Here is a 22,517-nt window from a genome sequence, read left to right as displayed (position 1 = left end):
AATATCTTAAAAAAAACTCAACTTCCCTTGTTTTTTCAAGAGAAAGTTGAGTTTTTATAGCTTTTATAACCTTTGAATTTTAAGCATTTCCATATTGAGCAACAACTGCTTCAACTGCTGCTTTTTCACGCTTGATCAATTCAACACGTGCTGCGATTTCCTTGATTCCCATACCGATGTTACGGCTAAGGGCAAGGTCAGAAAGTTGTGGCTCAAAGAAGGCCTTGTATTCTGTCAAGCGTTGCTCTGTCTTAAATACATGGGCAGGCAGAATAACAAAGCTATCAAAGCTCATATCTCCACCAAGAGCAGCCTTAATCCAATCCCAGTTTTCACGCGCCCAAGCCCAAACTGGTTCCTGAGTTTCCTTATGACCTAAGAACTGATAATACCATGCAGACAAATCTTGTGGTTTTACCACAAATTTGTCCTTCCAAGAAGCAATCAAGGTTTGGATATTATCCGCATCTGTACTGTAGGCAAGAGCAGCTGCCAATTGGCGTTTAAAGGCAGCATCTGTGGCATGAGTATAAAGATCGAGATAAGTTGCGACCAATTCCTTAGTCTCATGGTGTTTCATTTCATTGATGAGAACTTGGGAACGAATGGCCGCTGGAAGTCCTGAAAGATTATCCTTGTGGGCTTCGAAAATTTGGCTAGCAACTTGACTGGCTTCCTCGTCATTTGAACGAATCATCATAGAAATTGTCAATTGACGAACCAATTCATCTTCATCAGATTCACCCTCTTTAGCTTCAAAGCCAAGACGGTCATAGTTGTAACGAGCCAGTTTAGCAATAAGGGCTTTAAAGGCTTTTTCTGTCTCAGTTCCTTCATCGATAAAGCGATCAAACGCTCCGATAACTTGTGAAACTGCTGAAACAACGAGATAAGATTCTTCTTGTGCTAATTGATCCACTACTGGAAGCAAGTCTGCGTACGAAATGTGCCCTGCTTCAGCAAGTAAACGACGTTCTTGGACGATTTGAAGTTTACTTGTGTTATCAAGTTCTACTAGGTCTGCAAGCACAGCATCAAGTAATTGACCTTGATAGTCAGTAATGTAGTGGGCTGTATTTTCAGTGTTAAGACGAAGGGCTGTCTTGTTTTCAGCAAGAAGTGCTGCATAGCCAGGGATTTCGATACTTTCAGTTTCAAGTGTATCAGGCAAACCTTTCCAGTTGCTATTGAGTGGCACTACCCAAAGTCGGTTCTTATCTTCGTGTTCACCGATGAAGAATTGTTTTTGTGAGATCTTCAAAACATCATTTTCAACTGTGGCAGTAAGGACTGGATAACCAGGTTGCTCCAACCAAGAATCCATAAAGGCTGCTACATCACGGCCTGATGCTTGGCCAAGGGCATTCCAAAGGTCACGACCAATAGTATTTCCGTATTGGTGTTTTTCAAAGTAAGCATGCAAACCTTTAGCAAAATCAGCATCTCCTAGCCAACGACGAAGCATGTGCATGAGGCGACTTCCTTTGGCATAGACGATAGCTCCATCAAAGAGCGTATTGATTTCATCTGGGTGTTTGACTTCAACGTGAACAGATTGAACGCCATCCGTCGCATCGCGTTCAAGAGCAAGAGGTACTCCACCTGTTTGGAAATCTTCAAAGATATTCCAACTTGGCTCGATGGCATCCACACAGACGTATTCCATCATATTCGCGAAACTTTCATTGAGCCAGAGGTCATCCCACCACTTCATCGTCACAAGGTTACCAAACCATTGGTGAGCAAGCTCATGGGCAATAACGAGGGCTACTTGTTGACGGCTGGCAAAAGTAGAGTTCTCATCCACAACCAAGTAAACTTCACGATAAGTTACAAGACCCCAGTTTTCCATAGCACCTGCTGAGAAGTCAGGAAGGGCGATGTGAAGAGATTGAGGAATTGGGTACTTGACTCCGTAGTAATCTTCGTAAAACTCGATTGAACGAACAGCGATATCCAGTGAGAAATCAAGGTTTGAAAGTGGATGCGCCTTGGTTGAGTATACACCTACCAAAGTACCATTTTTTGTCTTAGCAGTTGCCCCTTGCAAATCACCAGCAACGAAAGCTAGCAAGTAAGAAGACATACGTGGAGTTGTCTCAAATTTCCAGATACCAGTTTCCTTGCGGTTTTCAACGTCAATCTCTGGCATGTTAGACAAGGCCAATTCACCTTCTGCTTGGTCAAAGCGAAGAGCTAGGTCAAAGGTTGCTTTGGCTTCTGGTTCGTCCACACACGGGAAGGCTTCACGAGCAAAGTGACTTTCAAACTGAGTTGACAAAACTTCTTTCTTAACACCATCAACTGTATAGTATGATGGGTAGATTCCTGTCATGTTGTCTGTGATTTTACCTGAAAAAGCAAGAACCAATTCAACTTGACCTGCTTCTGCAAGTTCGATATGAAGAGCTTCGTTTTCATTATCAACTGTAAATGGACGAGCTTGACCTGCTACTTCAACAAAAGTAATTTCCAAGTCTTTTTGGTGAAGGGAAATACGGTCACTTTTAGCTTGACCAGTGATAGTTACTTTTCCTGAAAAAGTCTTGGTCTCACGACTCAAGTCTAAAAACAAATCATAATGTTCAGGAACAAATGTTTCAATATAATGTTCTACTGCTTGCATCATTTTCTCCTATTCTAAATTTCTGAGCAAATGCTCTAGTTCAAACATACCTATTTTATCATATTTTAAGTCAGAAAAAAGCTTTGGACGATAATTTCCAAAACTTTCTTCCTTCTAGTTGTCTACAAAGGGTAGACCTTGCGAAATTCTTCCAAAACAACCTTGCTGTCAGGTGTAAAAGTCAGTCCTGCCTCTCTTAACCAGTCTTTGAAAAAGTCTTCATGAACCTGACGCCAATAGGCGAGGGATTTGTCACCTTCCCCTTCTTTGAAGGCATGATCAGCTGACACTTGATGGAAAGGCTGAACGGAAACCTTTGTAATTTTAATAATGCAAACAGCTTGATCCTTACTGTCTAAAATAACATCAAAGGTTCCTTCTTGGGGAAGGGGTTCGTCCTCTACTGCGTAGAGGTCGTAGGCAGAGGCGGTTGCTGTTTTTTCGCCTGTACACACCAGATCCGCTAAAAGATCTGGTTCCACTCCAAAGGCCCAAGCGTCTATCTCATCACCGATAGAGGGGTTGATTTGCTTGTAGGCATTCCACATTTCTTGAGGTGTCATAGGTTGCTCCTTTGCATTTTTTTACTTTCTTCTTTTACACGTTTGAGATGATCTGGATGGTCAATCTCTAAATCAAAAATCTCTGGAATAGAACTGTAGTGGATCATGCATTTGATATCCATTTGATTCATTTTTTGTATAAAAGAAGGATTCAGATAACCTGCTACAGCGAAATCTATCTTTTTCGTCCTTGCTTTATCCTGCATCTGTCTCAGCATTTCTAACATAATGGGACTTTCCATATCATGCCATTGACTATTTCTCACAGTTGCAAAAACAAAAGAAGTCAAATCATTCATTCCCACTACAATCTTTGAAATACCAGTTTCCAGTATTCTGTTCAAGTCAAAATAAGCTGACGGTAATTCAATCATTGTTCCAACTTTTCCAGTAAAATCATGCTGGCGCAATACTCTAATAGCTTGTTTTAACTGTTCAGCATCATTGACAAAAGGAAAAATAACAGACAGATTGGGATTGGTTTGATAAACTTCTGTAACGACATGTGCCTCAGCCTGAAATTCATCTGGACACGCCAATAAACGCCTAGTCCCTCTATATCCAAATAATGGGTGGCGTTCGTCAAAATACTCTTTAGTCCCATCTAGACTATTTGCTTCTGCATTTGTTAACTCTGAAAAGCGATACCAGACTTCTTCATCTGAGTATAAATGGCAAATACTGTCTAGATAATCTTTTACAAATTGCTGACAACTTGGTAATAGGATATTTTGGTTTATTTCTCTCAACAAGTATTCCCCACGAATCATACCGATATGGTGAAATAGTTGAGGATAAACTTTTTCAACAATTCTTTCGCCACTAAGAGCCAGTTGATTTTGCATGTCCATTCACCTCGTCTTAAGAGATACAATATCAGATATCATTATATGACACTTTCATCTAGTTCAAAAGCTTCATAAGGTTCAACTAACTCATATCCTAAAAATTCTGCTACTTTTTTGGAAGCCTCGTTATGAGCATCCCAAAGAGGAAACATATCTCTATTTAAACTCTCTAGAATCATTGCAGCACCAAGCTTTTTAGCAAAGCCATTTCCTTGTTCGTTTGGTCTAGTTGCAACTTCCACTTCAACTGCTCCACGGTAAACTAACCCTGAGGAAATCCCAGCAATCACTTCATTATTTTTAAGAATCACAAAGCCAAATCCACCTTTTAAAGCAAAATCCTGGTAGGACTCAAAATCCCCCTGTAAATCTTGTGACCATTCTTCCTCAGAAAGGCAGTTATAAATACGATTATCAATAGGTACAATATTGTAACCTTCCTCTATATGACTAACTAGATCATTTAGAAATTCAACTTGAAAATTTGCCTTATCCTTAAAAGAATAGCGAGTAAAAGAAATTAGCTCCACTTTCTGATGCAGAAAATCTTGCCAATTGGTATTTTCTGAAATAATAATCTTATAATCTAAACCATATTTCCTAACAAAATCTTCCCAAAATCTAGAATTTAGCTCCCCTGCTAGGTATAGAAAATTCCCAACATCATAAAAACTTGTTGTCCTATCACTGTTTCGGTAGACAGTTCCGATTTGAGATTTAAGAGCATAGAGAACCATATTTTTCTTCCATGTTTTAAATAGTTCCATTATCCCCCATCTTTACCTTCCAATTTCTATATCTTGTCAATTCTAATTCAGGAAATCCACGTAACTCTGCCTTCACTTTTAATATTAAAGGCGAGGCACTTTCTTCGGTAATCTGCTCAAGAGGAAGCCAAATTGCCTTTGCTGAATCGTTACTTCCATCAAGAACTTCTTGAGGAAGGGATTTATGAGGGCCTTCGAAATCAAGTTCTATATCATAAAAGGCCATGATATGATGTACTGCGAAGTCTTGCCCCTCTTCTTGAACCATTACATCATAAATTCTAGAATTTGAATAACGGATAAGCGTATAGCCTGTCTCTTCCAAAACTTCTCTCTTGAGGGTTTCTGTCAAACCCTCACCGATTTCCTGACTACCACCAGGTAAATCAAAACGATGCTGATAAGGCCCTCTCGTTTTCTCAATGCAAAGCAATTTCCCATTCTCATAGCAAACGCCATAGACACCAAAGTGTTTTTTGATTTCCATATTCTACTCTTTCTAAAAGTCCAAGATTGCTAGAACACCTTATCCCTTAAAAGGAAAGAGGCTATAGATCTCATGCTCCTTGATATACTTCTTTAGTATCTCCATATTCTCTTCGATTTTTACTTGGATATCTGTCTCTTCACACGTTGACTCAGCAATAAAGAGGTGAATTTTTAATAAATCAGTCAGGTATAGCAGACGACGTTCCATTTCTGATTCAGGACTTGAAGCTTGCTCGATTTTTGCAAGCTTGTGCTCCAAGCTATCACCATTCAAAAATCTCTGATGAACTCTCCTTCTTATGTTTCGAGTGGATTCCTCCCCTTGTTCCAACGGAGATAAAAGCAGTTTTTTATAGGCAGATAGTTTATTTTCTGTTTCTCTTTCCATCCAGGCCAATAAAACCAGAGAGCTATCAACAAAGGTCCAAGTGTTATAATTTCCTTCAAATGGGACTTGTATGACACTCTCCAATAATTTCTTAGTCATTTCCTCTTGACCACCTAGATAAAGTAAATAGGCCAGATGATTCAGCGATTCGAGATAGCTAGCTTGGGTTTTCTTATTCTTTTTTTAAATTTTATCTAAATAGAGATGTAGTCTGGATGATTTTCCAGTTGTTCAACTACTTCTGGTAGCTTCATTTGAAATCCTTTCTATTCTTTTTTAAAATTTTAAATAGATTTTAGTCAACTAATCCAACTCTGCTCGACTGAACAAGTCTTTCATAGCTTCGATATCATCGCAAAATTCTTTAAATTCTAAAGTGAATTTAGCCAAGGCGTCCACCTTGGAAGAATAGGCGCAAAACATACTTCCTTCAGGATCAAAGTCGATATCATCGCTTAATTCAGGCATTTTTTCCTCCAAAAATACCAAAGCTAGCGATTCCCAATCGTAGCCATTTCCTTCGGCTCCTTCGTCTTCTCGAGTATCAAACACTTCCTGTCTATATTCTCCATCAGGGTAATAAATGAGCGACCCTCGAACATTTTTAGGATCCTCATCATATACAAGCAGGCTAAAAGGGGCAATTTTTTCATTTATGTTTTCGTAATCTATCATTTCTTAACTCCTTATTGTATTTGTTAATTATCAATGAACTTCATAAATCTAGTATGCTTACTAGATTTCAAAGGGCATAAAACTATCATGCTGATGGTAATATTTCAAAGCCTCGACCAAGTCTTGGGGACTTGCACCTGGCTTTTCCTCAAGTGCAACCGTGAGAACATCAAGCAACTGCTCTCCATAGTAGACTAGCTGGAGATTTTGCTCCACTACATCAGCAGGGTAAATATCACGGTCTTCTATGACATCCGGATAATCTGATACCCAATCAGATAAGTCTCATTACGCTCCTGGAGATCCTTCTTGGCATACAAACAGATGCCTGAATCTCCAATTTCATAGGGGGCAATCTCTTCCCACTCTGATAAAAACTGATAGTAGAGATTGGGCAAGACAAATCCAAACTCATCTCTTTTCATAGTATACCTCCACATATCAACTGAGTATCAACTATATTACTTCAAAGACCAACCACCATCAATAGTCAGGATTTGTCCCTGCATGGCAGATGCATTCCCACTTGCTAAAAAGAGGCTGACTTCTGCCACTTCTTCTGGCTCAATCCAGCGTTTGATAGGTGTTTCACTAGCAACCCAGTCCGCCAAACCACCTGGTTCAAAGTCAGCTGCCGTCATGCCTGTCTTGACTGCACCAGGAGCAATGCCAAAAACTTGAATCCCAGCTTCAGCATAGTCTAAAGCCAACTGCTTGGTAAAGCCTGCCAAGGCATGTTTGGACGAGGTATAGGCGTGACCACCCCCGCCTGCTAGATTTGAAGCAATGGAGCACATATTGATAATGATCCCTTTTTTATTCTCCAGCATTTGAATCAAATAATAACGAGTCAGCTCAACTGGAGTCACATAGTTGATTTCAAAAATCTCTTGGATTTCCTGGGCAGATTGTTCTAGTAAAGGCTTGTAGTCATCCAAAACTCCAGCAGTATTGCACAGAATATCAACTCGAGGACACCAATCAAAAATTGGTTCCAAATCAAGTGTTAAATCACGTTGTAAAAAGTGAAAGTCGCCTTGTAAGTCAGGATTTTCACCCTGATCCACTCCAAAAACCTGATAACCTTTTTCTAAAAAGAGTCGAGTTTGAGCCAGACCAATCCCTGAGCTAACACCTGTAATCAGGACACGTTTAGTCATGGACTTCCACCCAATCCGTCGCTAAGACATCACAAGGAGTTGGACTCCACATAGAAAAACCTTCCCCTTCACCAGATACATTGATGAGGAAATAGGGTGTCACTTCAAGGGCGACGCCATTTTGTTCAATGGTATCAAAGAGCTGGACATAGTTCTCAGCTCCACCCCATCCAGTACGTACATATTTCTTTTTTGCCTTTAGTCCAGGCAAAATTTCTTCAAATGTCATGTTTTTCTCCTTTGTTGTCTATAAACGTTGATTTAATAGGCTTTTTAGTCAGCCTATGAGTTCTAAAATATAAATTTGTTCACCTTTTTGTGGACTTACAAGCTATTCATGGCTTTTTCAAAATATGAAACCGCCTCTTTTTCTTTATCCGCAGATAGGTGGCTGTATATATCCATGGTCATAGCTAAAGTAGCATGACCTAAACGGTATTGTAATTCTTTATAGCTGATACCAGCATTTAGCAATAAACTAGCGTGAGTATGGCGGAAAGCATGAAAAGTAAAGCGAGGAATAGAAATCTCAGCACACCGTCGATCTAAAGCCTCCTGTCTGGTTGCCAGATTCTGGTACTCTCTCGTAGGTGTTGCAAACACCACAGTCGAAGCACGCGCCCCAGACTGCAAATATAATTGGCGCTGCCTATTCTTGTATAGACGTAACATGTTGACTGTTTTCTTGTCTATGCTAATTGTCCTAACTCCTGCTTTGCTTTTTGGTGTACCTATTAGCTTTAAAAATCTATTGTAGTTCTTGCTTATACTGATGGTTCCATTCTCTAAGTCAATATCAGACCATTCCAGGGCTACTACTTCTCCGAAACGGCACCCAGTAGCAAGTAAGACACTATACAGAACGTAGTCAAGATAATAGCTGTATTTCTTAAACGCCAGTTTTTCCATGTGGAGCAACAAAGCCTTTAAATCGTCTGAATCTATAAACTTGATTGCTTTATTCTCACGTTTAGGCTTTTTAGGGAGAATAATGTCCCTAGCTGGATTGAATGGCAAGAGCTGGAGAGATACCCCATACTGTAAGACACGCCTATTTATTGAATGAACCACTGCATAATGGACTATCTGAGTTGATAAATCGTTAATAAAGCTTTGTATATAACTAACAGATAACTTGGCCAGTCTCAGACTACCAAAGACAGGTATAAGGTGATTATAGAGCATTTGCTTAGTTGCTACAAAAGTCTGAGGCTTTACTGTTAGCTGATAACTATCTAGCCATAGATCAGCTAACTCCTGATAATTCTTTACAGGTACTACTTTTGTCACAGTACAACCGTTCGATATAAAATCATCTTGCGCGTGCTTTGCTTTCTGCTTGACCTCTTTTCTTGTCCTACCCGTTACACTTGTTTTGGCTTTCTTTCCTGTTACCTGGTCAACTCCTAGATATACATTAGCTCGGTATACCATTGTACCGTTTTTCTTTTTGACTTCAGTTATTTGCATGTTTTAAACCTTTCTAAAAAACATCAGCAGGCAAGCTATTATTAAAAAGGTTTTAGATTGTTGTTTAAATCATGCTAGGACTTCACAGATTGCCCTGTATTCGATTTTAGGAAGTCAGACGGCAAATTGTACCAGAGTTTGAAACAAGGCGGATATAGGGCTTATATGCCGTTGAACTCCAAGCGAACGCCGAAAAAACACGCACTTCAGGATTGTTGAATATTGTGACGCGTGGGTATGCTATAGGTCGCGTTTTAAATCCAAGAGTGGTATAATCATGTTGTAATTACCTAACCTTTCGCTTATTTTCAGTTAGGTAGTATCTTAACAAGTTGGCAGTAGCTAGCTTGTCTTTTTTGTTTTTCTCTATATACGCTGTCGACCTTGACCATGACTATATTTAGTGCGTGATTTATTTGCTTTCAGATTCTCTAAGGAAATTCAATACATTTTCCATATTTTTATACTCATCTATAGATTGCATACCTTTAAAAATCGTCAAGAGTGTTTGCGAAAATGCTGAGTTCAAGTTTAAAACTTGATTTTCAAGGTATCCCAATGCTTTCTTTTCACTATCTGAGAACTTTTGTTTAGCTTTTAATTGCGCATTTAAATCAAGATAAGGTATTACAATATCTCCTAATTTTTGAGTTACATTATTTATATTTTCAGTTAAATCATTATTTTTTGCAAAATCTCTTAAAACTCTTAGTTCTTCTCTTCTTTCTTGCCTCCGTTTTTCTAGTTCTTTTACCAAATATGGTTTAGAAATTTCCGAAATTTCATCCCACTCAAAAGGGTGTTTTTCTACATCGTTACTAAACCCCAACAGATATCCAACACTTACTCCGAAGTAGTCAGCTAACAGTTGAGCTTTTTCTGGCTTAATTTGACTTTCTCCGTTTTCCCAATTTTGAAGAGTCCGATAATGAACCCCAATATTTTCAGCTAACTCTTTTTGAGATAGCTTTTTTTCTTGTCTCAATTCTTTCAATCTATTCATGTTTTATCACACCTTTCACAGATGATTATATACTATACCTTAGAAAAAGTACATTTTTTTTGTGCAAAAATTAAAAAAATAGTTGACAATAGAAAAAATATTGTGTATCATACAAATCAAGCACATAAAAAATGTGCAACCTCCCTCCAACCTTTCACACTTTCAATCTATTCATGGAGGGGGATTTTTTAGAAAGGAGCAAATCTATGAGCAAACTACGAGGCTATCGGGTTATGTTAGGACTGACGCAACAACAGATGGCGGACAAGCTAAAAATTTCTTTGCAGTCATACAACAACAAAGAATTAGGTAAAACGCCATTCAATGACAAAGAACGCCTAGCGATTAAGTCAATGGTTGCAGAAATCAAACCAGACATAACCATAGATGAACTGTTTTATAGCTAGAAAGGAGTGAACCACAATGGAACTAGTCTACATGGACGGCAAGAAAGAGCCGTATACTACGAGTGCAATCATAGCTGAATGTGCTGGAGTAAAACACCACGCGATACAGGAACACATTAGAAAGCAGATTGGACGACTGGAGCAATTTGGAAAGGTGTCATTTAAAATGCGACCTTTGCAAAGTGGACAACAGGCAAAAGATTATATTTTGAATGAGCAACAAGCGACCCTGTTAGTTACATTCTTAAAGAATACCGAGCAAGTGGCCAACTTTAAAACCAATCTAGTCAAAGCATTCTTTGAAATGCGTGAGGAACTTTCTAAGTTTCGTATGCAGAGAGCGCTAGAAAAGCCAAAGCGTAAGACTTTGCATGATAGCATTGAGAACTGGGAACAAGCCCCAAAGCACGCGCATAGCACCATGAACAACCTGCTACTGAAGGCAGTAACTGACATGAACGCGAAGCAGTTAAGGGAAGAACGTGGGGGCTATAACGGTATCGATAGCTTGACCAGTGACGAGCTGGAGCAATATCAGGCATTTGAAGATATGGTAATAGCCATGATTGGCTTGAATATGAGTTATCAGGAAATCAAAGCTATGGCATTCAGAAATAAAAAACCACGACAAAGAAGCGCGTGAGAGCAACAAAAAAAGGCTTAGCAATAACCACACCGCAAAGCCTTTCATACTAACACTAAAACGAATTTAACAAAGCAGGCAAGCTATTATTAAAGAGGTTTTAGTAAAGATTTATACCTAGATTATAGCATATCTGGGACATTTTGACTATACGGAGAGCGCTAACTCTTTAAACTGGTTCTTATTCATGCTTTCAATTTGGCGAGTCTGAGCGTGAGATAAGAGTGGCAGGAAAGACATTAAAAAGCCCATCAAGGTAATTACACAGAAACAGAGGTAAAAAACATGGATACATACTTTAAAGATTTTGAAAAAGAGTTAGGACTTGTAGAGGAAAAGCTAGATATTTTATCAGAGTGGCATTTATCCAAGAACCACCATGGGGCAACAGAGATTGCCGAAGATTGTAGATCAGCAATTAGTCAGTTATGGATTCAATTTTACAAATTATCTGAGACATATAAAAAGCAAGAGGCAAGTCATGAGGATTTCTTTAATAGGAATGTTGAGAATTTGCTTGGAGAATTAAAAAAATATGACGAGGAATGTACAGAAAGACATGGGAAAGCTCCTGACTGGTTGCTATTCAATTTCTTAGATCAAGTAATAAAAGAAAATGATTTAAGTAATGGGATCAATCATGCAACTACGTCAACCTGGATGTACTTACGTAGTTTAGTAGCTACTGATCTACAAAAAAGGGGGCTATTAAAATGAACGAGCTAGATTTGACCAATACACAAACAGTAATCTTTATGGTGGTATTGATTGGCTTACTGCTTTATTTAAACCACCGAGACCGCAAAAAAGCGCCCAAATTGAGCGAGAAAGCAAACAGACGATAGAAACACCTAGCGAGGATTTAAACCCTGATTATGGGCGTTATATCCAGCTGGCAGGGGTCAACGTATGGGGAGGGATGAAATGACTTACACAATGAATTTATACCCCGATATTGAAAAAATACCAGATGAAACTTATTTTACTAAAGAGATTTTTCTAGCAACGTGCTTAAATAACACAATCAGAATAGCAGTAGCCAGAGGTGTGCTAACATCTCAACTTTTAGACAAAGAAACTAAAGAAGTTATTTGTAAAACCTTGGATACAATCATAGAAAACCAAAAAGCTATTTTGCAAGGGGTAGCAAGCGGACAAATAACATTTGTGAATAAAAGCAAAGGAGGGGAGGAACTGAATGAGTCTATCAGAGAATGATAAACGAGTATTAAGACTAATTAAAGTAGGGGCTGAGAACTCCATAACAGGGGCAGAAATCAGTCTGATCACTAAGCTAGCAGAAAGAACAGTGCAAGATATTATCAGCCGTCTAATCACGCGCCATAGCGTTCCTATTGTTGGGGTTCGCCATGGGACATTTAGAGGATATTTTATCCCAGCTAACAAAGAGGAGCTACTGGACGGAGCAAAAACATTTTACAATCAGATACGAGAAGAAGAAAAGCGCCTAGCGGTGTTGATGAACAGCGACCTAGAAAGCTACAAAGAAACCTTGAAGGAGGTGGGCGGATATGTTTAGCCTAAGCCGAGAAAGCGAGCAAGACCTAGCGCATGGCATTCTGGAAGTAGTGGAAAGATACCTGGAAGCGCGTGATAGACTCAAACCACGCCTAACAGGTTTAATCTCAGCCCAGGAAGTCATGGACGAGTTAGATATAAAATATATGACACTCCAAAAATGGGAAAAAGCAGGGCTAAGACGATACCATCCACCGCTTGAAGATACAAGAAAGGTTTACTATAAAATAACTGACATCTGGAAGTTTCTGGGGGTAGAAAATGGGTAGATACATGACAGAGCCAGCTTATGCTGGTATGAAGTTAGCCAAGGAAGATAAAACCAAGGTCAGACGCCCAAAGTTGAAGCAACTCAAAGAACGGAAACAACTAAAGAAACTGAGGAAGAAACGTCGGAAAGGGAGCTGATATGACGATTTACGAGGCTAGAGGCTTTCAGGGTAATCTTGTCTATCCATTTGATAAAATTGAGCCGTTCCAGTACATTGAACGCTTTAAGCCTTTGGTAGTCCCTGAAGGGGCAAACATTGAAGAATTTAAACGTACACAAGCGCCTTACTGTATAAGTGGCAAAGTGACACCAGAAAAGCATGGCAGTTACAAGCGAAACAACTCCAGTCTAATCTATCGGGATTTGATTTTCCTTGATTATGACGATATACAGAGGACGTCTGAGGGCTTTATAAAGGCTGTTTCTAGCGCTTTATTTGGCTACTCCTATATCTTATACCCGACTATCAAACATAGCTTAGAAAAGCCCCGTTTTCGCCTTGTAGTGAAGCCTAACAACGTGATGAATGAGGTAACCTATAAGCAGGTAGTAAAGGAGATTGCTGACAAGATAGGACTACCCTTTGACATGGCCAGTCTAACCTGGTCACAACTCCAGGGGCTACCAATCACAACAGGAGACCCAGCAAGTTATCAAAAAATTGTCGAGCATGGCCTAGATTATCCAGCCCCCAAAGTTGAACCAAGAGCGAAGCTAGAAACTACTGAAAAATTCACACCCAGAACGAGTGGCCAGAGATCAATGACCATGAGAATTATTGACACTCTATTTCATGGTTTTGGAGACGAGGGAGGGCGTAACGTAGCACTGACACGCTTTGTAGGTTTACTCTTTAATAAATGGGTTGATTGTGACCTAGAGACTGCATACGAGCTTACAAAGATAGCCAATAGCGTGACTGCTGAACCTTTACCAATCGAGGAACTAGATCGTACATTCAGTAGCATAGCACGGGCAGAATATAGAAAGAGAGGGTAAAGCCATAGAACTAGAAGAATTAGAAAACCTAAAAAGTGAAATCTTGGAGGTGAGAGAGCAAGAACAACCTCCTAGAACGATGAAGGAGCTTGAAAATCGTATCTTTAAAGCTGGTGAAGAATGGCGGGCAGAACATACCGAAACAAAGGTAAATGAGTCCACAGGGGACGTTACCGAAAAGGTTGCGATGCCCCAAACATTCACAGTAGCTAAAATACTGAGCGAGATTGTCACATTTACTTTTATCAGCAAGAGCAATGTTCCTGATTATAGCCTACTCTATATCTATGATTTAGACGAGGGTATCTATACCGCTAGTAATGATCTTTTCAATCTTTTGTGTAAGACTTTTGACGTGAGAATTAAACCCAGAGAGTGGCCACAGATTAAGTTAATGGTTAGGACATTGACCAAGATACAAAAACCTTTAGAAAGTGCTGACCTTATCCCTGTAAAAAATGGAATTATTAACCTAAAAACAAAGGAACTACTCCCTTTTAGTCCTAAGTATGTAATTACAAGCAAGATCAGCACGGCTTACCACGCGCCTAAACGAGTCCCAACAGATCGAGAGGGCAAAACTTTTGACGCTTGGCTAAACTCAATCGCATGTAATGACAGCGAACTGGTAACACTGTTTTGGCAGATTATCCTTGAAGCTATAAACCCTAACCACACCCGAAATAAGTTTGCTATCTTCTACGGGGACGGTAACAACGGTAAAGGGACATTTCAGCGCTTCCTTATCAATCTGATAGGAGAAAGCAGTATATCAGCATTAAAGCCAGCACAGTTTGCTGAAAAACATAACTTAGAAACCTTGGTAGGAAAAGTTTGTAATATTGGGGATGAAGCACCTAATGAATACTTAAAAAATCCGTCTGATTTAATGAGTATCACTAGCGGGGACACTGTTCTAGTCAATCCAAAAGGTCGGCCAGCTTTTGAAGCTACTTTTAAGCTATTCAATATCTTTTCAGGAAATTATATCCCCAGTGGTGGGAACAAGACAAAAGGCTGGTATCGTAGAATTATGATCGTACCTTTCAATGCTGACTTTAACGGGGAAAAGGAAAAACCTTGGATAAAAAATGAGTTTTTAGCAAATAAGGAAGTCCTAGAATATGCCCTATACAAAGCTATCAATCAAGAGCCATTTACTCACTTTATCGAACCCAAAGCAGTTAAAGGCCTTCTAGAAGAATATCAGGAAGATAACGACTACTTGCTTTCATGGGTTAAACACGAATACATGGAAAAAGGTTGGCATGAGCTGGACGTAGTACCTGTTTTTATCGTTACAAGATCACTGAAGCATTATGCTGAGGACATGAGAATACCCAAGCCCAATGTTTACGGAGCAGGTAAAGAAACTATCAGGCACTTACAACAGTTGACGCCCTATCGGTATTCTCTAAGAAAGAAAAGAGTTCCTTCAGAAGATTTTGAGAAACTAGAGGCATGGGACGCTGACAAGATAAAAATGCGGACACCTCAACACTCTATCACTAAGCAAGAATAAGTGTGACGTTCTTTTTTCGCTGAAATCCTTGATAATACTGATTTTCTTGAAAAAAGTGTGACGTTGTGTGACGTTCTCAAAAAAGAAGGTCACACCCCTTGAAGCCTTGATATATCTAGCTTTAGGGGAATAGGTGTGACGTTGTGACATTCTTTCCAACTCTTATATATAGAAAAAATACAGTATTTATATATATAGGAACGATAAAACAAAAGAACGTCACAGGGTCACAGGAGTGGCCTAACCCATAGAGCCCCAAGGGTTTGAGCGTGTGACGTTCTTTGTCACAGAAGGTCACAGAATGTCACATAACACGAAAAATATTACATAATTTACCTTAAACTAAGAAACGGAGAAAAACAACATGACATTAAAATCAATTTCAGACAAAGCAAAAACATTCACTTTCACTTACTATTTTTGTGATCAGGCGACTGCTCAAGTAGCAGGTCACGCGCTACTGGGATACATGACTGGGACATATTGCCAGCCTGTAATCTCATTGACCTACAAGGATAAAGGCACGCTTGTCGCTGAGTATGTGGAAGATTACAAGCTAAACAAGACTTTCAAGCGTATTTGTGACAGCTTTAAAGACTACCACAAACAACCAGGAGAGGCTGCAGCGTTTGAAGAATGTTACAAACGGGAGCGCGTGCTTCAACTCAAAGAGTCAGAGGATTTTGAGAGTTTGCTCAATAAGGTTACAGACTACGAGCTAGAACTATTAGACTATGCTGATCGCTTGCTTTCTGATAAGCCTATCCCTATGGACTCTATGACCGCTTTTGGTACGTTGGAAATGCTGGGCGATGAAAGTATTAGCCTACTCCAAAAGTTGGACGTAGAAGGCGAATATAAAGGCCTTGCTGGTTATTCAGGTCAATAAAACATAGGAGGTGGAGCAATCCCCTTTTGACATTTAGGCAATAGATTTGGGTTTTTCCATATAGGAGTATTTTTGAACGAATGGAAGTTATAAAATCAATAACCATAGAGACATTTATAAAGCCAATGAAAAACCAGAATATCAGTCACGGTATAGCTGAGTTGAACGGTAGAAAACTGGAAATAGACCTAGATAGTCTGTACATCACCTTTGGAAGTAATCATTTTGATTTAGCAAGTATACCAGGAACTAAGGGAGGTAATCGCTACTTCTTTCTCTGTCCTATTTGTGGTAATCGATGCAGAAAACTCTATAAGAGACTGTTTCAATATGGTTGTGGATCATGCCAGAAAATACACAAGTCAACACTGAACCGAAATAAGACAGATTGCCAATACTATTGGGAGCTTGCGCTTAGGGAAGCTAGAAAGGTAGAACCAGGGTGGAGTCCCAAACGTGGCGGATATATGTTCGATGGTTTTCCTGAAAGACCAAAGTATATGAAACGTGCCAAATATTATAAGCATTATCAAAAGTTTGTTAACTACACCAGAAAAGGGGATAGCTTTTGGCTGAATGGTTTGGGATCCCTGAGATAATTTGTAGTAGGGTGCAATTTACAAAACAAATAAATACTACATATTAGACGGTTAAAACTTTGAAATAAGTCAGCTATATCAAGACTTTTGACGGATTCGAGCGTTCCAAAAAAGGGTGCGGTAAACGTTCCAAAAAGGGTGAGGTTTTGGTTAGGTAGTGGCCAAAAAAACGCCTTAAAAATAAGGGATAATATGGTGTTGAACTCCGAGCGAACGCCGAGAAAATAGCTCTTGAACAGAGAACGAACAGAGAAGATTACATAGCTTGAAGCTAGAGAGAACATAGAGAAATAGCAAAAAAAGCCAAGGCGCTCCGCCTCAGCTATAATTAACACAATAAAATTATACCATACAGGAGGCCAAGGCATGACACCAGAGCAGGTAAAAGAAAAACTAGAGGGCGTCAAGTGGATAAACAAGGAGATCAAAGGCTTATATTTGGAATTGGAAGTCCTGGAAGGTGGTATTATCCAAAAGCAAGAACTGAGCACTACAAGAGTACAAACAAGCAGGGTAAATACAGCAGAAAATAACCTTATAAGTGTTCTGAAGCTAAAAGAGGATACGCTCCAGAGAATTGAGCGTCTCACTGAGGAAAGAATGGCAATATCTGGGCTAATCGATAAGCTGGCCAATCCGTTTGAGCGTTCTGTTCTAAGGCTTTTTTACTTGAATGATCTCGACGCTTGGGAGGTTGCTGAGGAAATAGGGAAGTCTAAATCTTCGATATATCGAGTAATGCAGGAAGCTATAGAACATTTGGCAGGTATGATAAATGTGGATTGATTTAACCTTACCACAGAATTAGGAGCGTATGGGGAGCTCTAAGCCCCATATTTGCCCCTATTTCACTTTGTTTTGGACTGGACGACTAAAACACCATGGATAAACTACAAGCCCTTAGAAACGAATCTGGGGGCTTTTGCTATTTGAGAGATAACAAGTATTATCCCTTTACAATACGTGTAGTACGTGTTATAATAATACTGTCAGGAGGTAAAAGCGCTATGCCTATGACACAAAAAGAGATGGTCAAACTCCTTATGGCTCATGGTTGGATAAAAACCAAAGGCGGTAAAGGCTCCCACGTTAAAATGGAGAAGGAAGGGGAAAGACCTATCACAGTCCCTCATGGTGAACTGAATAAGTACACTGAAAGAGGGATAAGAAAGCAAGCAGGACTGTAATAAAGGCAGTCCCCCTGCTTGTCTTTGATTTTGGAGGTAAACTATGCTTGTCACTTATCCAGCTTTATTTTATTATGACGATACAGACGGAGCTAACGCCCCTTACTTTGTAACTTTCCCAGATTTTGAACATTCAGCAACTCAAGGGGAGGATATGGCAGACGCTATGGCAATGGCCAGCGATTGGCTCGGTATTAACCTAGCTGATTATATCGAGAATGGGCGAGAAATTCCTACCCCTACTCCTATTAACGCTTTATCTTTGGCTTCTAACAACCCTTTCCAGGATGATGAGGACATAGATCTAGTCTATGATCCTAGTAAATCTTTTATCTCTATGGTTATGGTTGACGTTGCAGAATATCTAGGCAGTCAAGAACCTGTTAAAAAAACCCTAACCATTCCACGTTGGGCGGATACATTAGGGCGTGACCTAGGGTTAAACTTCTCACAGACCCTAACAGACGCTATTGCTGATAAAAAAATCCATGCTTAATAATTAACTATGATATAATTGACTTATAAACAGGGCTTTTCCATCTCCCCTTGAAACAGTTCATTCTGCAGTAGGAGGTGGGACGGTTCTGTTTTTACCATAAAGGAGTATTTAACATGGCAAAAGTTAAAGAAAAATGGAATCCAACAATAACCCATATTGTCCCTAAAGGTACTAAACTAGCAGACGGTACAATATTAGACAAAGAAACCACCTTAACACAAGAAGAATTTGCTAAAAATCCCCCTGTTATTCCAGCAGGACACCCTGTTTATAATATTTTAGCTGGCATTATCAGAGAGAAGATAGAAAAAGGAGAGTTATAACATAAAGACACAGTATATTTCCACTTGATATTCGCGTAAAACAGTATTGTAAAAGGCAACAAAATTAGCAACCACGCGATTTTAGGTATCTTATCTTTTCGATAGATAAATAACCAATGCGCGTGATAAACATGTTATAATATTTTCACAGCTTGAGGCTTGCATAGTCTACCCAAAAAGGGAGAGTTAGACCGAGAGGTCACACACTCCCTTTTTGGGTATAATAAACCTATCAGATAAGCAAAAACAACTAAAAAAGCGTAGCTGGTGACTACGCTAGTTCTTGCCTGCTGAACTCGTAAATTATTGACCTATTTTAGGTCTTTTTTTACTCCCCTTTTTGTGGACTTTGGGAGAATATTAAAGGTCATTTGTGACTATGTTTTTTCAAAAAGTCCACAAAAATAAAGCCTATAAACTCCTATTTGAAGCCATTCCTAGACGCTTTTCAGAATTTCTTCAAATGTCATGTTTTTCTCCTTTGTTATCTATAAATCTTAATTTAATTATAACAAAAAACCGTTTTCCAACGGCTTTTTGACTGTGATTTCTTAAAATGCATTTTTTCCTAAGGCAAATCATTCCCTGCTGCTAGGTAAATCTCATACCATTCTTTTCGAGTTAGAGTCAGGTTACTTGCTTGACTGGCTTCTAGCAAATGTTTAGGGTTAGTTGTCCCTACCACCGCTTGCATCTTAGCTGGATAGCGTAACACCCAAGCGATAGCAATAGCTGATGGGCTTACACCATATTTTTGCGCAAGACGGTTTAAAACTTGATTCAAAGCTTGAAACTGCTCATTACCAACAAAATTGCCCTTAAAATAGCCAAACTGCAAGACTGACCAAGCCTGAATGACTATATCGTTTAGTTTGCAGTATTCAAAGATGCTTCCATCACGTACAACAGCCTTGTCACCTTCCATATTGACATGGAAACCTGATTCAAATCCTGGCGTGAAAGCTGCGCTTAGCTGTAATTGATTGATAGATAAAGGTTGTTTGACCTCTTTCTTCAGCAATTCCATCATCATAGGATTTTGGTTGGATACACCAAAATCTCGAACCTTACCTGATTTGTGAAGGATATCAAAGGCCTCTGCTACTTGATCAGCTTCCATTAAGGCATCTGGGCGATGGAGAAGCAAGCTATCTAAATAATCAACCTGCAATCGTTGTAGAATCCCATCAACTGACTCTAAAATATAATCTTTTGAAAAATCAAAATAGGTAAATTCTTCTATGCGAATGCCACACTTGGACTGAATCCACATCTTCTCACGCAAGTCAGGGCGATGTTTTAAGACTTGACCCAGTAATTCTTCGCAACGTCCACGACCATAGATATCTGCCAAGTCAAAGGCATTGATTCCGACAGATAAGGCTGTTTCAACCAGCTCCTCAACTTCTTTGACCGACTTGTCACTGATTCGCATCATTCCTAGAACGATTTCGGATAGTTCTCTTTTCTCTTGACCAAATGGAATGTATTTCATGGCAACTTCCTCCGTTTTTCTTCATTATAAAGCAGAATGACACTTTTATCAACTGCTATCTCACAAAAGAAAAGAACCAGCTTAAACTGGTCCTTTTAAATCTTATCCAATCACACTTCCGTTTGGTACAGACGGATCAACTGTGAGAAGGGTTAATTTGCCATCATGTTCAGCTGAGAGGATCATCCCTTGGCTGACATATTTTTTCATCATTTTACGTGATTTGAGGTTGGCAACGATTTGGACTTTCTTGCCGACCAATTCTTGTTCGTTTGGATAGTATTTTGCAATACCTGAAAGGATTTGACGATCTTCACCATCTCCAGCATCCAAGCGGAATTGAAGTAACTTATCAGAACCTTCTACTTTGGACACTTCTTTGACTTCTGCGACACGTATTTCAACCTTGTCGAAGTCTTCAAACTTGATTTCTTCCTTGTTAAGCTTGAGTTCAACTTCATCTGGATTCCATTCTTTTTCGACAGCTGGCTTGTTGCCTTCCATTTGTTCCTTGATATAGGCGATTTCTTCTTCCATATCCAAACGTGGGAAGATTGGTGTTCCTTTAGCAACTACTGTTACACCTGCAGGAAAGTCTGCTAGATTTAAGTTTTCAAGGCTAGAAACTTCTGCTAGACCAAGTTGAGTCAAGACTGCACGACTAGTTTCCATCATAAATGGCTCAATCAAGTGAGCTACGACACGAAGGCTAGCTGCCAAGTGGCTCATCACACTTGCCAATTGGTCACGGTGCGCTTCGTCCTTAGCCAGTACCCATGGAGCTGTCTCATCGATGTATTTATTTGTACGTGAGATAAGAGTCCAGACTGCTTCAAGTGCACGTGGATAGTCAACTGCTTCCATGTAGGTATGGTAGTCAGCGATTGATTGTTCTGCAACGTCAGCAAGAGCATTGTCAAATTCTGTCACACCTTCTACATAGGCAGGAATTTGACCATCAAAGTACTTGTTAATCATTGAAACCGTACGGTTGAGGAGGTTTCCGAGGTCATTTGCTAATTCATAGTTGATACGCCCTACATAGTCCTCTGGAGTGAAGGTTCCGTCTGAACCAACTGGAAGGCTACGCATGAGGTAGTAACGAAGTGGATCGAGACCATAGCGCTCTACCAGCATTTCAGGATAAACGACATTCCCTTTAGACTTAGACATCTTACCGTCTTTCATGACAAACCAACCATGGGCAATCAAGCGGTCAGGTAATTTAACATCCAACATCATAAGAAGGATTGGCCAGTAGATGGAGTGGAAACGAAGGATGTCTTTCCCAACCATATGGAAGACTGTTCCATTCCAGAACTTATCAAAGTTACCATGTTCATCTTGACCATAACCAAGAGCTGTCGCATAGTTAAGAAGGGCATCGATCCAAACGTAGACAACGTGTTTTGGATTTGATAGGACTGGTACACCCCAGGTAAAGGTTGTACGAGATACTGCTAAGTCTTCCAAACCTGGCTCAATGAAGTTACGCAGCATTTCATTCAGACGACCATCAGGAGTGATGAAGTCAGGATGTGATTTGAAAAATTCGACCAAGCGGTCTTGGTATTTGCTGAGGCGAAGGAAGTAAGACTCTTCAGATACCCATTCCACTTCGTGGCCTGATGGAGCGATACCGCCCGTCACATTTCCAGCTTCGTCACGGAAAACTTCCGCAAGTTGACTTTCTGTAAAGAATTCCTCATCTGAAACTGAATACCAACCAGAGTATTCACCTAGGTAGATGTCATCTTGAGCAAGCAAGCGTTCAAAAACTTGAGCCACTACTTTTTCATGGTAGTCATCAGTTGTACGGATAAATTTATCGTATGAGATATCCAATAATTTCCAGAGTTCTTTGACGCCAACCGCCATCCCATCAACATAAGCTTGTGGTGTAATTCCAGCTTCTTCTGCTTTTTGCTGGATTTTTTGACCATGCTCATCAAGACCTGTCAAATAAAAGACATCGTAGCCCATGAGGCGTTTGTAACGAGCTAGGACATCACAAGCGATGGTTGTGTAGGCAGAACCAATATGAAGTTTCCCAGATGGATAGTAAATCGGTGTTGTAATATAAAAATTCTTTTCAGACATAATATTTCCTTTCCAGGCAAATGAAACCTGTTTTTCTAACACTTCATTATATCAC

General features: G+C 39.7%; 28 protein-coding genes and 2 pseudogenes. 16 read left to right on the top strand and 14 right to left on the bottom strand.

Annotated features, from left to right (window positions below; translation table 11 throughout):
• Positions 1-79: 79 nt before the first annotated feature.
• From QM406_RS02690 to QM406_RS02635, 12 genes and pseudogenes are all read right to left on the bottom strand, one after another.
• Positions 80-2,626 carry a M1 family metallopeptidase gene (locus tag QM406_RS02690; protein WP_414273338.1) on the bottom strand — a complete coding sequence of 849 codons (2,547 nt, stop codon included), beginning with the start codon at positions 2,624-2,626 and terminating at the stop codon, positions 80-82.
• Between the two features lie 122 nt (positions 2,627-2,748).
• The gene (locus tag QM406_RS02685) at positions 2,749-3,189 is read right to left on the bottom strand and encodes an ASCH domain-containing protein (protein WP_414273337.1); all 441 of its coding nucleotides are present in this window, start codon (positions 3,187-3,189) and stop codon (positions 2,749-2,751) included.
• Positions 3,186-4,034, bottom strand: coding sequence for a putative PEP-binding protein (locus QM406_RS02680; RefSeq protein WP_414273336.1), 849 nt, complete (start codon positions 4,032-4,034; stop codon positions 3,186-3,188). Before QM406_RS02680 ends, QM406_RS02685 begins: the two co-directional genes overlap by 4 nt.
• A gap of 41 nt (positions 4,035-4,075) precedes the next feature.
• Positions 4,076-4,804, bottom strand: coding sequence for a GNAT family N-acetyltransferase (locus QM406_RS02675; protein ID WP_414273335.1), 729 nt, complete (start codon positions 4,802-4,804; stop codon positions 4,076-4,078).
• Positions 4,791-5,291: an NUDIX hydrolase gene (locus QM406_RS02670; RefSeq protein WP_414273334.1), complete on the bottom strand. Its 501-nt coding sequence runs from the start codon at positions 5,289-5,291 to the stop codon at positions 4,791-4,793. The genes QM406_RS02675 and QM406_RS02670 overlap by 14 nt, the downstream gene beginning before the upstream one ends.
• 39 nt (positions 5,292-5,330) lie before the next feature.
• Positions 5,331-5,935: pseudogene (locus tag QM406_RS02665) on the bottom strand (DUF6707 family protein).
• A 49-nt stretch (positions 5,936-5,984) separates the two neighbouring features.
• Positions 5,985-6,356 (bottom strand): Imm51 family immunity protein, encoded by a 372-nt coding sequence (locus QM406_RS02660; RefSeq protein ID WP_075231916.1) that lies wholly within the window; start codon positions 6,354-6,356, stop codon positions 5,985-5,987.
• 245 nt (positions 6,357-6,601) lie between these two features.
• Complete coding sequence (locus QM406_RS02655) at positions 6,602-6,781, bottom strand: hypothetical protein (protein ID WP_414273383.1); 180 nt, start codon at positions 6,779-6,781, stop codon at positions 6,602-6,604.
• Positions 6,782-6,817: 36 nt separating this feature from the next.
• Positions 6,818-7,516 carry a 3-oxoacyl-ACP reductase gene (locus tag QM406_RS02650; RefSeq protein WP_414273333.1) on the bottom strand — a complete coding sequence of 233 codons (699 nt, stop codon included), beginning with the start codon at positions 7,514-7,516 and terminating at the stop codon, positions 6,818-6,820.
• Positions 7,509-7,745: a DUF2829 domain-containing protein gene (locus tag QM406_RS02645; RefSeq protein ID WP_000141913.1), complete on the bottom strand. Its 237-nt coding sequence runs from the start codon at positions 7,743-7,745 to the stop codon at positions 7,509-7,511. The genes QM406_RS02650 and QM406_RS02645 overlap by 8 nt, the downstream gene beginning before the upstream one ends.
• 95 nt (positions 7,746-7,840) lie before the next feature.
• Positions 7,841-8,986 carry a tyrosine-type recombinase/integrase gene (locus QM406_RS02640; protein ID WP_414273332.1) on the bottom strand — a complete coding sequence of 382 codons (1,146 nt, stop codon included), beginning with the start codon at positions 8,984-8,986 and terminating at the stop codon, positions 7,841-7,843.
• A 412-nt stretch (positions 8,987-9,398) separates the two neighbouring features.
• Complete coding sequence (locus QM406_RS02635; RefSeq protein ID WP_414273331.1) at positions 9,399-9,989, bottom strand: helix-turn-helix domain-containing protein; 591 nt, start codon at positions 9,987-9,989, stop codon at positions 9,399-9,401.
• Between the two features lie 206 nt (positions 9,990-10,195).
• Here QM406_RS02635 and QM406_RS02630 point away from each other — a divergent pair, with 206 nt between their 5' ends.
• The 16 genes and pseudogenes from QM406_RS02630 (at position 10,196) to QM406_RS02555 (ending at position 18,867) form a co-directional block, all read left to right on the top strand.
• Positions 10,196-10,396, top strand: coding sequence for a helix-turn-helix transcriptional regulator (locus QM406_RS02630; RefSeq protein WP_088793933.1), 201 nt, complete (start codon positions 10,196-10,198; stop codon positions 10,394-10,396).
• Between the two features lie 16 nt (positions 10,397-10,412).
• Positions 10,413-11,039, top strand: a complete 627-nt coding sequence (locus QM406_RS02625; protein WP_414273330.1) for a Rha family transcriptional regulator — start codon at positions 10,413-10,415, stop codon at positions 11,037-11,039.
• Between the two features lie 285 nt (positions 11,040-11,324).
• Entirely contained in the window at positions 11,325-11,756 is a 432-nt protein-coding gene (locus QM406_RS02620; RefSeq protein WP_414273329.1) for a hypothetical protein, read from the top strand.
• A pseudogene (locus tag QM406_RS02615) lies at positions 11,753-11,967 on the top strand (hypothetical protein). The gene QM406_RS02620 and the pseudogene QM406_RS02615 overlap by 4 nt, the downstream one beginning before the upstream one ends.
• Complete coding sequence (locus QM406_RS02610; RefSeq protein ID WP_414273328.1) at positions 11,964-12,257, top strand: hypothetical protein; 294 nt, start codon at positions 11,964-11,966, stop codon at positions 12,255-12,257. Before QM406_RS02615 ends, QM406_RS02610 begins: the two are co-directional and overlap by 4 nt.
• Positions 12,238-12,579, top strand: a complete 342-nt coding sequence (locus QM406_RS02605) for a hypothetical protein (protein ID WP_000058833.1) — start codon at positions 12,238-12,240, stop codon at positions 12,577-12,579. The genes QM406_RS02610 and QM406_RS02605 overlap by 20 nt, the downstream gene beginning before the upstream one ends.
• Entirely contained in the window at positions 12,572-12,847 is a 276-nt protein-coding gene (locus QM406_RS02600; protein ID WP_261041475.1) for an XRE family transcriptional regulator, read from the top strand. Before QM406_RS02605 ends, QM406_RS02600 begins: the two co-directional genes overlap by 8 nt.
• On the top strand, positions 12,840-12,986 hold the full coding sequence (locus tag QM406_RS02595) for a hypothetical protein (protein ID WP_000534152.1): 147 nt from the start codon (positions 12,840-12,842) through the stop codon (positions 12,984-12,986). The genes QM406_RS02600 and QM406_RS02595 overlap by 8 nt, the downstream gene beginning before the upstream one ends.
• Position 12,987: 1 nt before the next feature.
• Positions 12,988-13,848: a primase alpha helix C-terminal domain-containing protein gene (locus tag QM406_RS02590; protein ID WP_414273326.1), complete on the top strand. Its 861-nt coding sequence runs from the start codon at positions 12,988-12,990 to the stop codon at positions 13,846-13,848.
• 79 nt (positions 13,849-13,927) lie between these two features.
• Complete coding sequence (locus tag QM406_RS02585; protein WP_414273325.1) at positions 13,928-15,370, top strand: phage/plasmid primase, P4 family; 1,443 nt, start codon at positions 13,928-13,930, stop codon at positions 15,368-15,370.
• Between the two features lie 364 nt (positions 15,371-15,734).
• The gene (locus tag QM406_RS02580; protein WP_315638887.1) at positions 15,735-16,259 is read left to right on the top strand and encodes a hypothetical protein; all 525 of its coding nucleotides are present in this window, start codon (positions 15,735-15,737) and stop codon (positions 16,257-16,259) included.
• Positions 16,260-16,348: 89 nt separating this feature from the next.
• A complete protein-coding gene (locus tag QM406_RS02575; RefSeq protein ID WP_315640912.1) occupies positions 16,349-16,858 on the top strand; it encodes a hypothetical protein in 510 nt (169 codons plus the stop codon).
• 366 nt (positions 16,859-17,224) lie between these two features.
• Positions 17,225-17,644 (top strand): DUF1492 domain-containing protein, encoded by a 420-nt coding sequence (locus QM406_RS02570; protein WP_315638886.1) that lies wholly within the window; start codon positions 17,225-17,227, stop codon positions 17,642-17,644.
• 221 nt (positions 17,645-17,865) lie between these two features.
• The gene (locus QM406_RS02565; RefSeq protein WP_075232021.1) at positions 17,866-18,045 is read left to right on the top strand and encodes a type II toxin-antitoxin system HicA family toxin; all 180 of its coding nucleotides are present in this window, start codon (positions 17,866-17,868) and stop codon (positions 18,043-18,045) included.
• Between the two features lie 43 nt (positions 18,046-18,088).
• On the top strand, positions 18,089-18,541 hold the full coding sequence (locus QM406_RS02560; protein ID WP_261050117.1) for a type II toxin-antitoxin system HicB family antitoxin: 453 nt from the start codon (positions 18,089-18,091) through the stop codon (positions 18,539-18,541).
• Positions 18,542-18,657: 116 nt separating this feature from the next.
• A complete protein-coding gene (locus tag QM406_RS02555; protein WP_315638885.1) occupies positions 18,658-18,867 on the top strand; it encodes a BOW99_gp33 family protein in 210 nt (69 codons plus the stop codon).
• 568 nt (positions 18,868-19,435) lie between these two features.
• Here QM406_RS02555 and QM406_RS02550 read toward each other — a convergent pair.
• Together QM406_RS02550 and metG are read right to left on the bottom strand one after the other, a co-directional pair.
• Positions 19,436-20,362, bottom strand: a complete 927-nt coding sequence (locus tag QM406_RS02550) for an aldo/keto reductase (RefSeq protein ID WP_414273324.1) — start codon at positions 20,360-20,362, stop codon at positions 19,436-19,438.
• A 102-nt stretch (positions 20,363-20,464) separates the two neighbouring features.
• Positions 20,465-22,462: a methionine--tRNA ligase gene (metG, locus tag QM406_RS02545; protein WP_414273323.1), complete on the bottom strand. Its 1,998-nt coding sequence runs from the start codon at positions 22,460-22,462 to the stop codon at positions 20,465-20,467.
• Positions 22,463-22,517 lie beyond the last annotated feature (55 nt).

The sequence above is a fragment of the Streptococcus infantis genome (genome assembly GCF_047465035.1).
GTDB classification, from domain to species: Bacteria; Bacillota; Bacilli; order Lactobacillales; family Streptococcaceae; genus Streptococcus; species Streptococcus infantis_T.
This window is presented reverse-complemented; position numbering and strand designations above follow the sequence as displayed.

Bases quoted from the DNA above. Each gene is read 5' to 3' on its own strand.
- QM406_RS02690 (WP_414273338.1), bottom strand. From the start codon at position 2,626: ATGCAAGCAGTAGAACATTATATTGAAACATTTGTTCCTGAACATTAT.
- QM406_RS02685 (WP_414273337.1), bottom strand. From the start codon at position 3,189: ATGACACCTCAAGAAATGTGGAATGCCTACAAGCAAATCAACCCCTCT.
- QM406_RS02680 (WP_414273336.1), bottom strand. From the start codon at position 4,034: ATGCAAAATCAACTGGCTCTTAGTGGCGAAAGAATTGTTGAAAAAGTT.
- QM406_RS02675 (WP_414273335.1), bottom strand. From the start codon at position 4,804: ATGGAACTATTTAAAACATGGAAGAAAAATATGGTTCTCTATGCTCTT.
- QM406_RS02670 (WP_414273334.1), bottom strand. From the start codon at position 5,291: ATGGAAATCAAAAAACACTTTGGTGTCTATGGCGTTTGCTATGAGAAT.
- QM406_RS02660 (WP_075231916.1), bottom strand. From the start codon at position 6,356: ATGATAGATTACGAAAACATAAATGAAAAAATTGCCCCTTTTAGCCTG.
- QM406_RS02655 (WP_414273383.1), bottom strand. From the start codon at position 6,781: ATGAAAAGAGATGAGTTTGGATTTGTCTTGCCCAATCTCTACTATCAG.
- QM406_RS02650 (WP_414273333.1), bottom strand. From the start codon at position 7,516: ATGACTAAACGTGTCCTGATTACAGGTGTTAGCTCAGGGATTGGTCTG.
- QM406_RS02645 (WP_000141913.1), bottom strand. From the start codon at position 7,745: ATGACATTTGAAGAAATTTTGCCTGGACTAAAGGCAAAAAAGAAATAT.
- QM406_RS02640 (WP_414273332.1), bottom strand. From the start codon at position 8,986: ATGCAAATAACTGAAGTCAAAAAGAAAAACGGTACAATGGTATACCGA.
- QM406_RS02635 (WP_414273331.1), bottom strand. From the start codon at position 9,989: ATGAATAGATTGAAAGAATTGAGACAAGAAAAAAAGCTATCTCAAAAA.
- QM406_RS02630 (WP_088793933.1), top strand. From the start codon at position 10,196: ATGAGCAAACTACGAGGCTATCGGGTTATGTTAGGACTGACGCAACAA.
- QM406_RS02625 (WP_414273330.1), top strand. From the start codon at position 10,413: ATGGAACTAGTCTACATGGACGGCAAGAAAGAGCCGTATACTACGAGT.
- QM406_RS02620 (WP_414273329.1), top strand. From the start codon at position 11,325: ATGGATACATACTTTAAAGATTTTGAAAAAGAGTTAGGACTTGTAGAG.
- QM406_RS02610 (WP_414273328.1), top strand. From the start codon at position 11,964: ATGACTTACACAATGAATTTATACCCCGATATTGAAAAAATACCAGAT.
- QM406_RS02605 (WP_000058833.1), top strand. From the start codon at position 12,238: ATGAGTCTATCAGAGAATGATAAACGAGTATTAAGACTAATTAAAGTA.
- QM406_RS02600 (WP_261041475.1), top strand. From the start codon at position 12,572: ATGTTTAGCCTAAGCCGAGAAAGCGAGCAAGACCTAGCGCATGGCATT.
- QM406_RS02595 (WP_000534152.1), top strand. From the start codon at position 12,840: ATGGGTAGATACATGACAGAGCCAGCTTATGCTGGTATGAAGTTAGCC.
- QM406_RS02590 (WP_414273326.1), top strand. From the start codon at position 12,988: ATGACGATTTACGAGGCTAGAGGCTTTCAGGGTAATCTTGTCTATCCA.
- QM406_RS02585 (WP_414273325.1), top strand. From the start codon at position 13,928: ATGAAGGAGCTTGAAAATCGTATCTTTAAAGCTGGTGAAGAATGGCGG.
- QM406_RS02580 (WP_315638887.1), top strand. From the start codon at position 15,735: ATGACATTAAAATCAATTTCAGACAAAGCAAAAACATTCACTTTCACT.
- QM406_RS02570 (WP_315638886.1), top strand. From the start codon at position 17,225: ATGACACCAGAGCAGGTAAAAGAAAAACTAGAGGGCGTCAAGTGGATA.
- QM406_RS02565 (WP_075232021.1), top strand. From the start codon at position 17,866: ATGCCTATGACACAAAAAGAGATGGTCAAACTCCTTATGGCTCATGGT.
- QM406_RS02560 (WP_261050117.1), top strand. From the start codon at position 18,089: ATGCTTGTCACTTATCCAGCTTTATTTTATTATGACGATACAGACGGA.
- QM406_RS02555 (WP_315638885.1), top strand. From the start codon at position 18,658: ATGGCAAAAGTTAAAGAAAAATGGAATCCAACAATAACCCATATTGTC.
- QM406_RS02550 (WP_414273324.1), bottom strand. From the start codon at position 20,362: ATGAAATACATTCCATTTGGTCAAGAGAAAAGAGAACTATCCGAAATC.
- metG (WP_414273323.1), bottom strand. From the start codon at position 22,462: ATGTCTGAAAAGAATTTTTATATTACAACACCGATTTACTATCCATCT.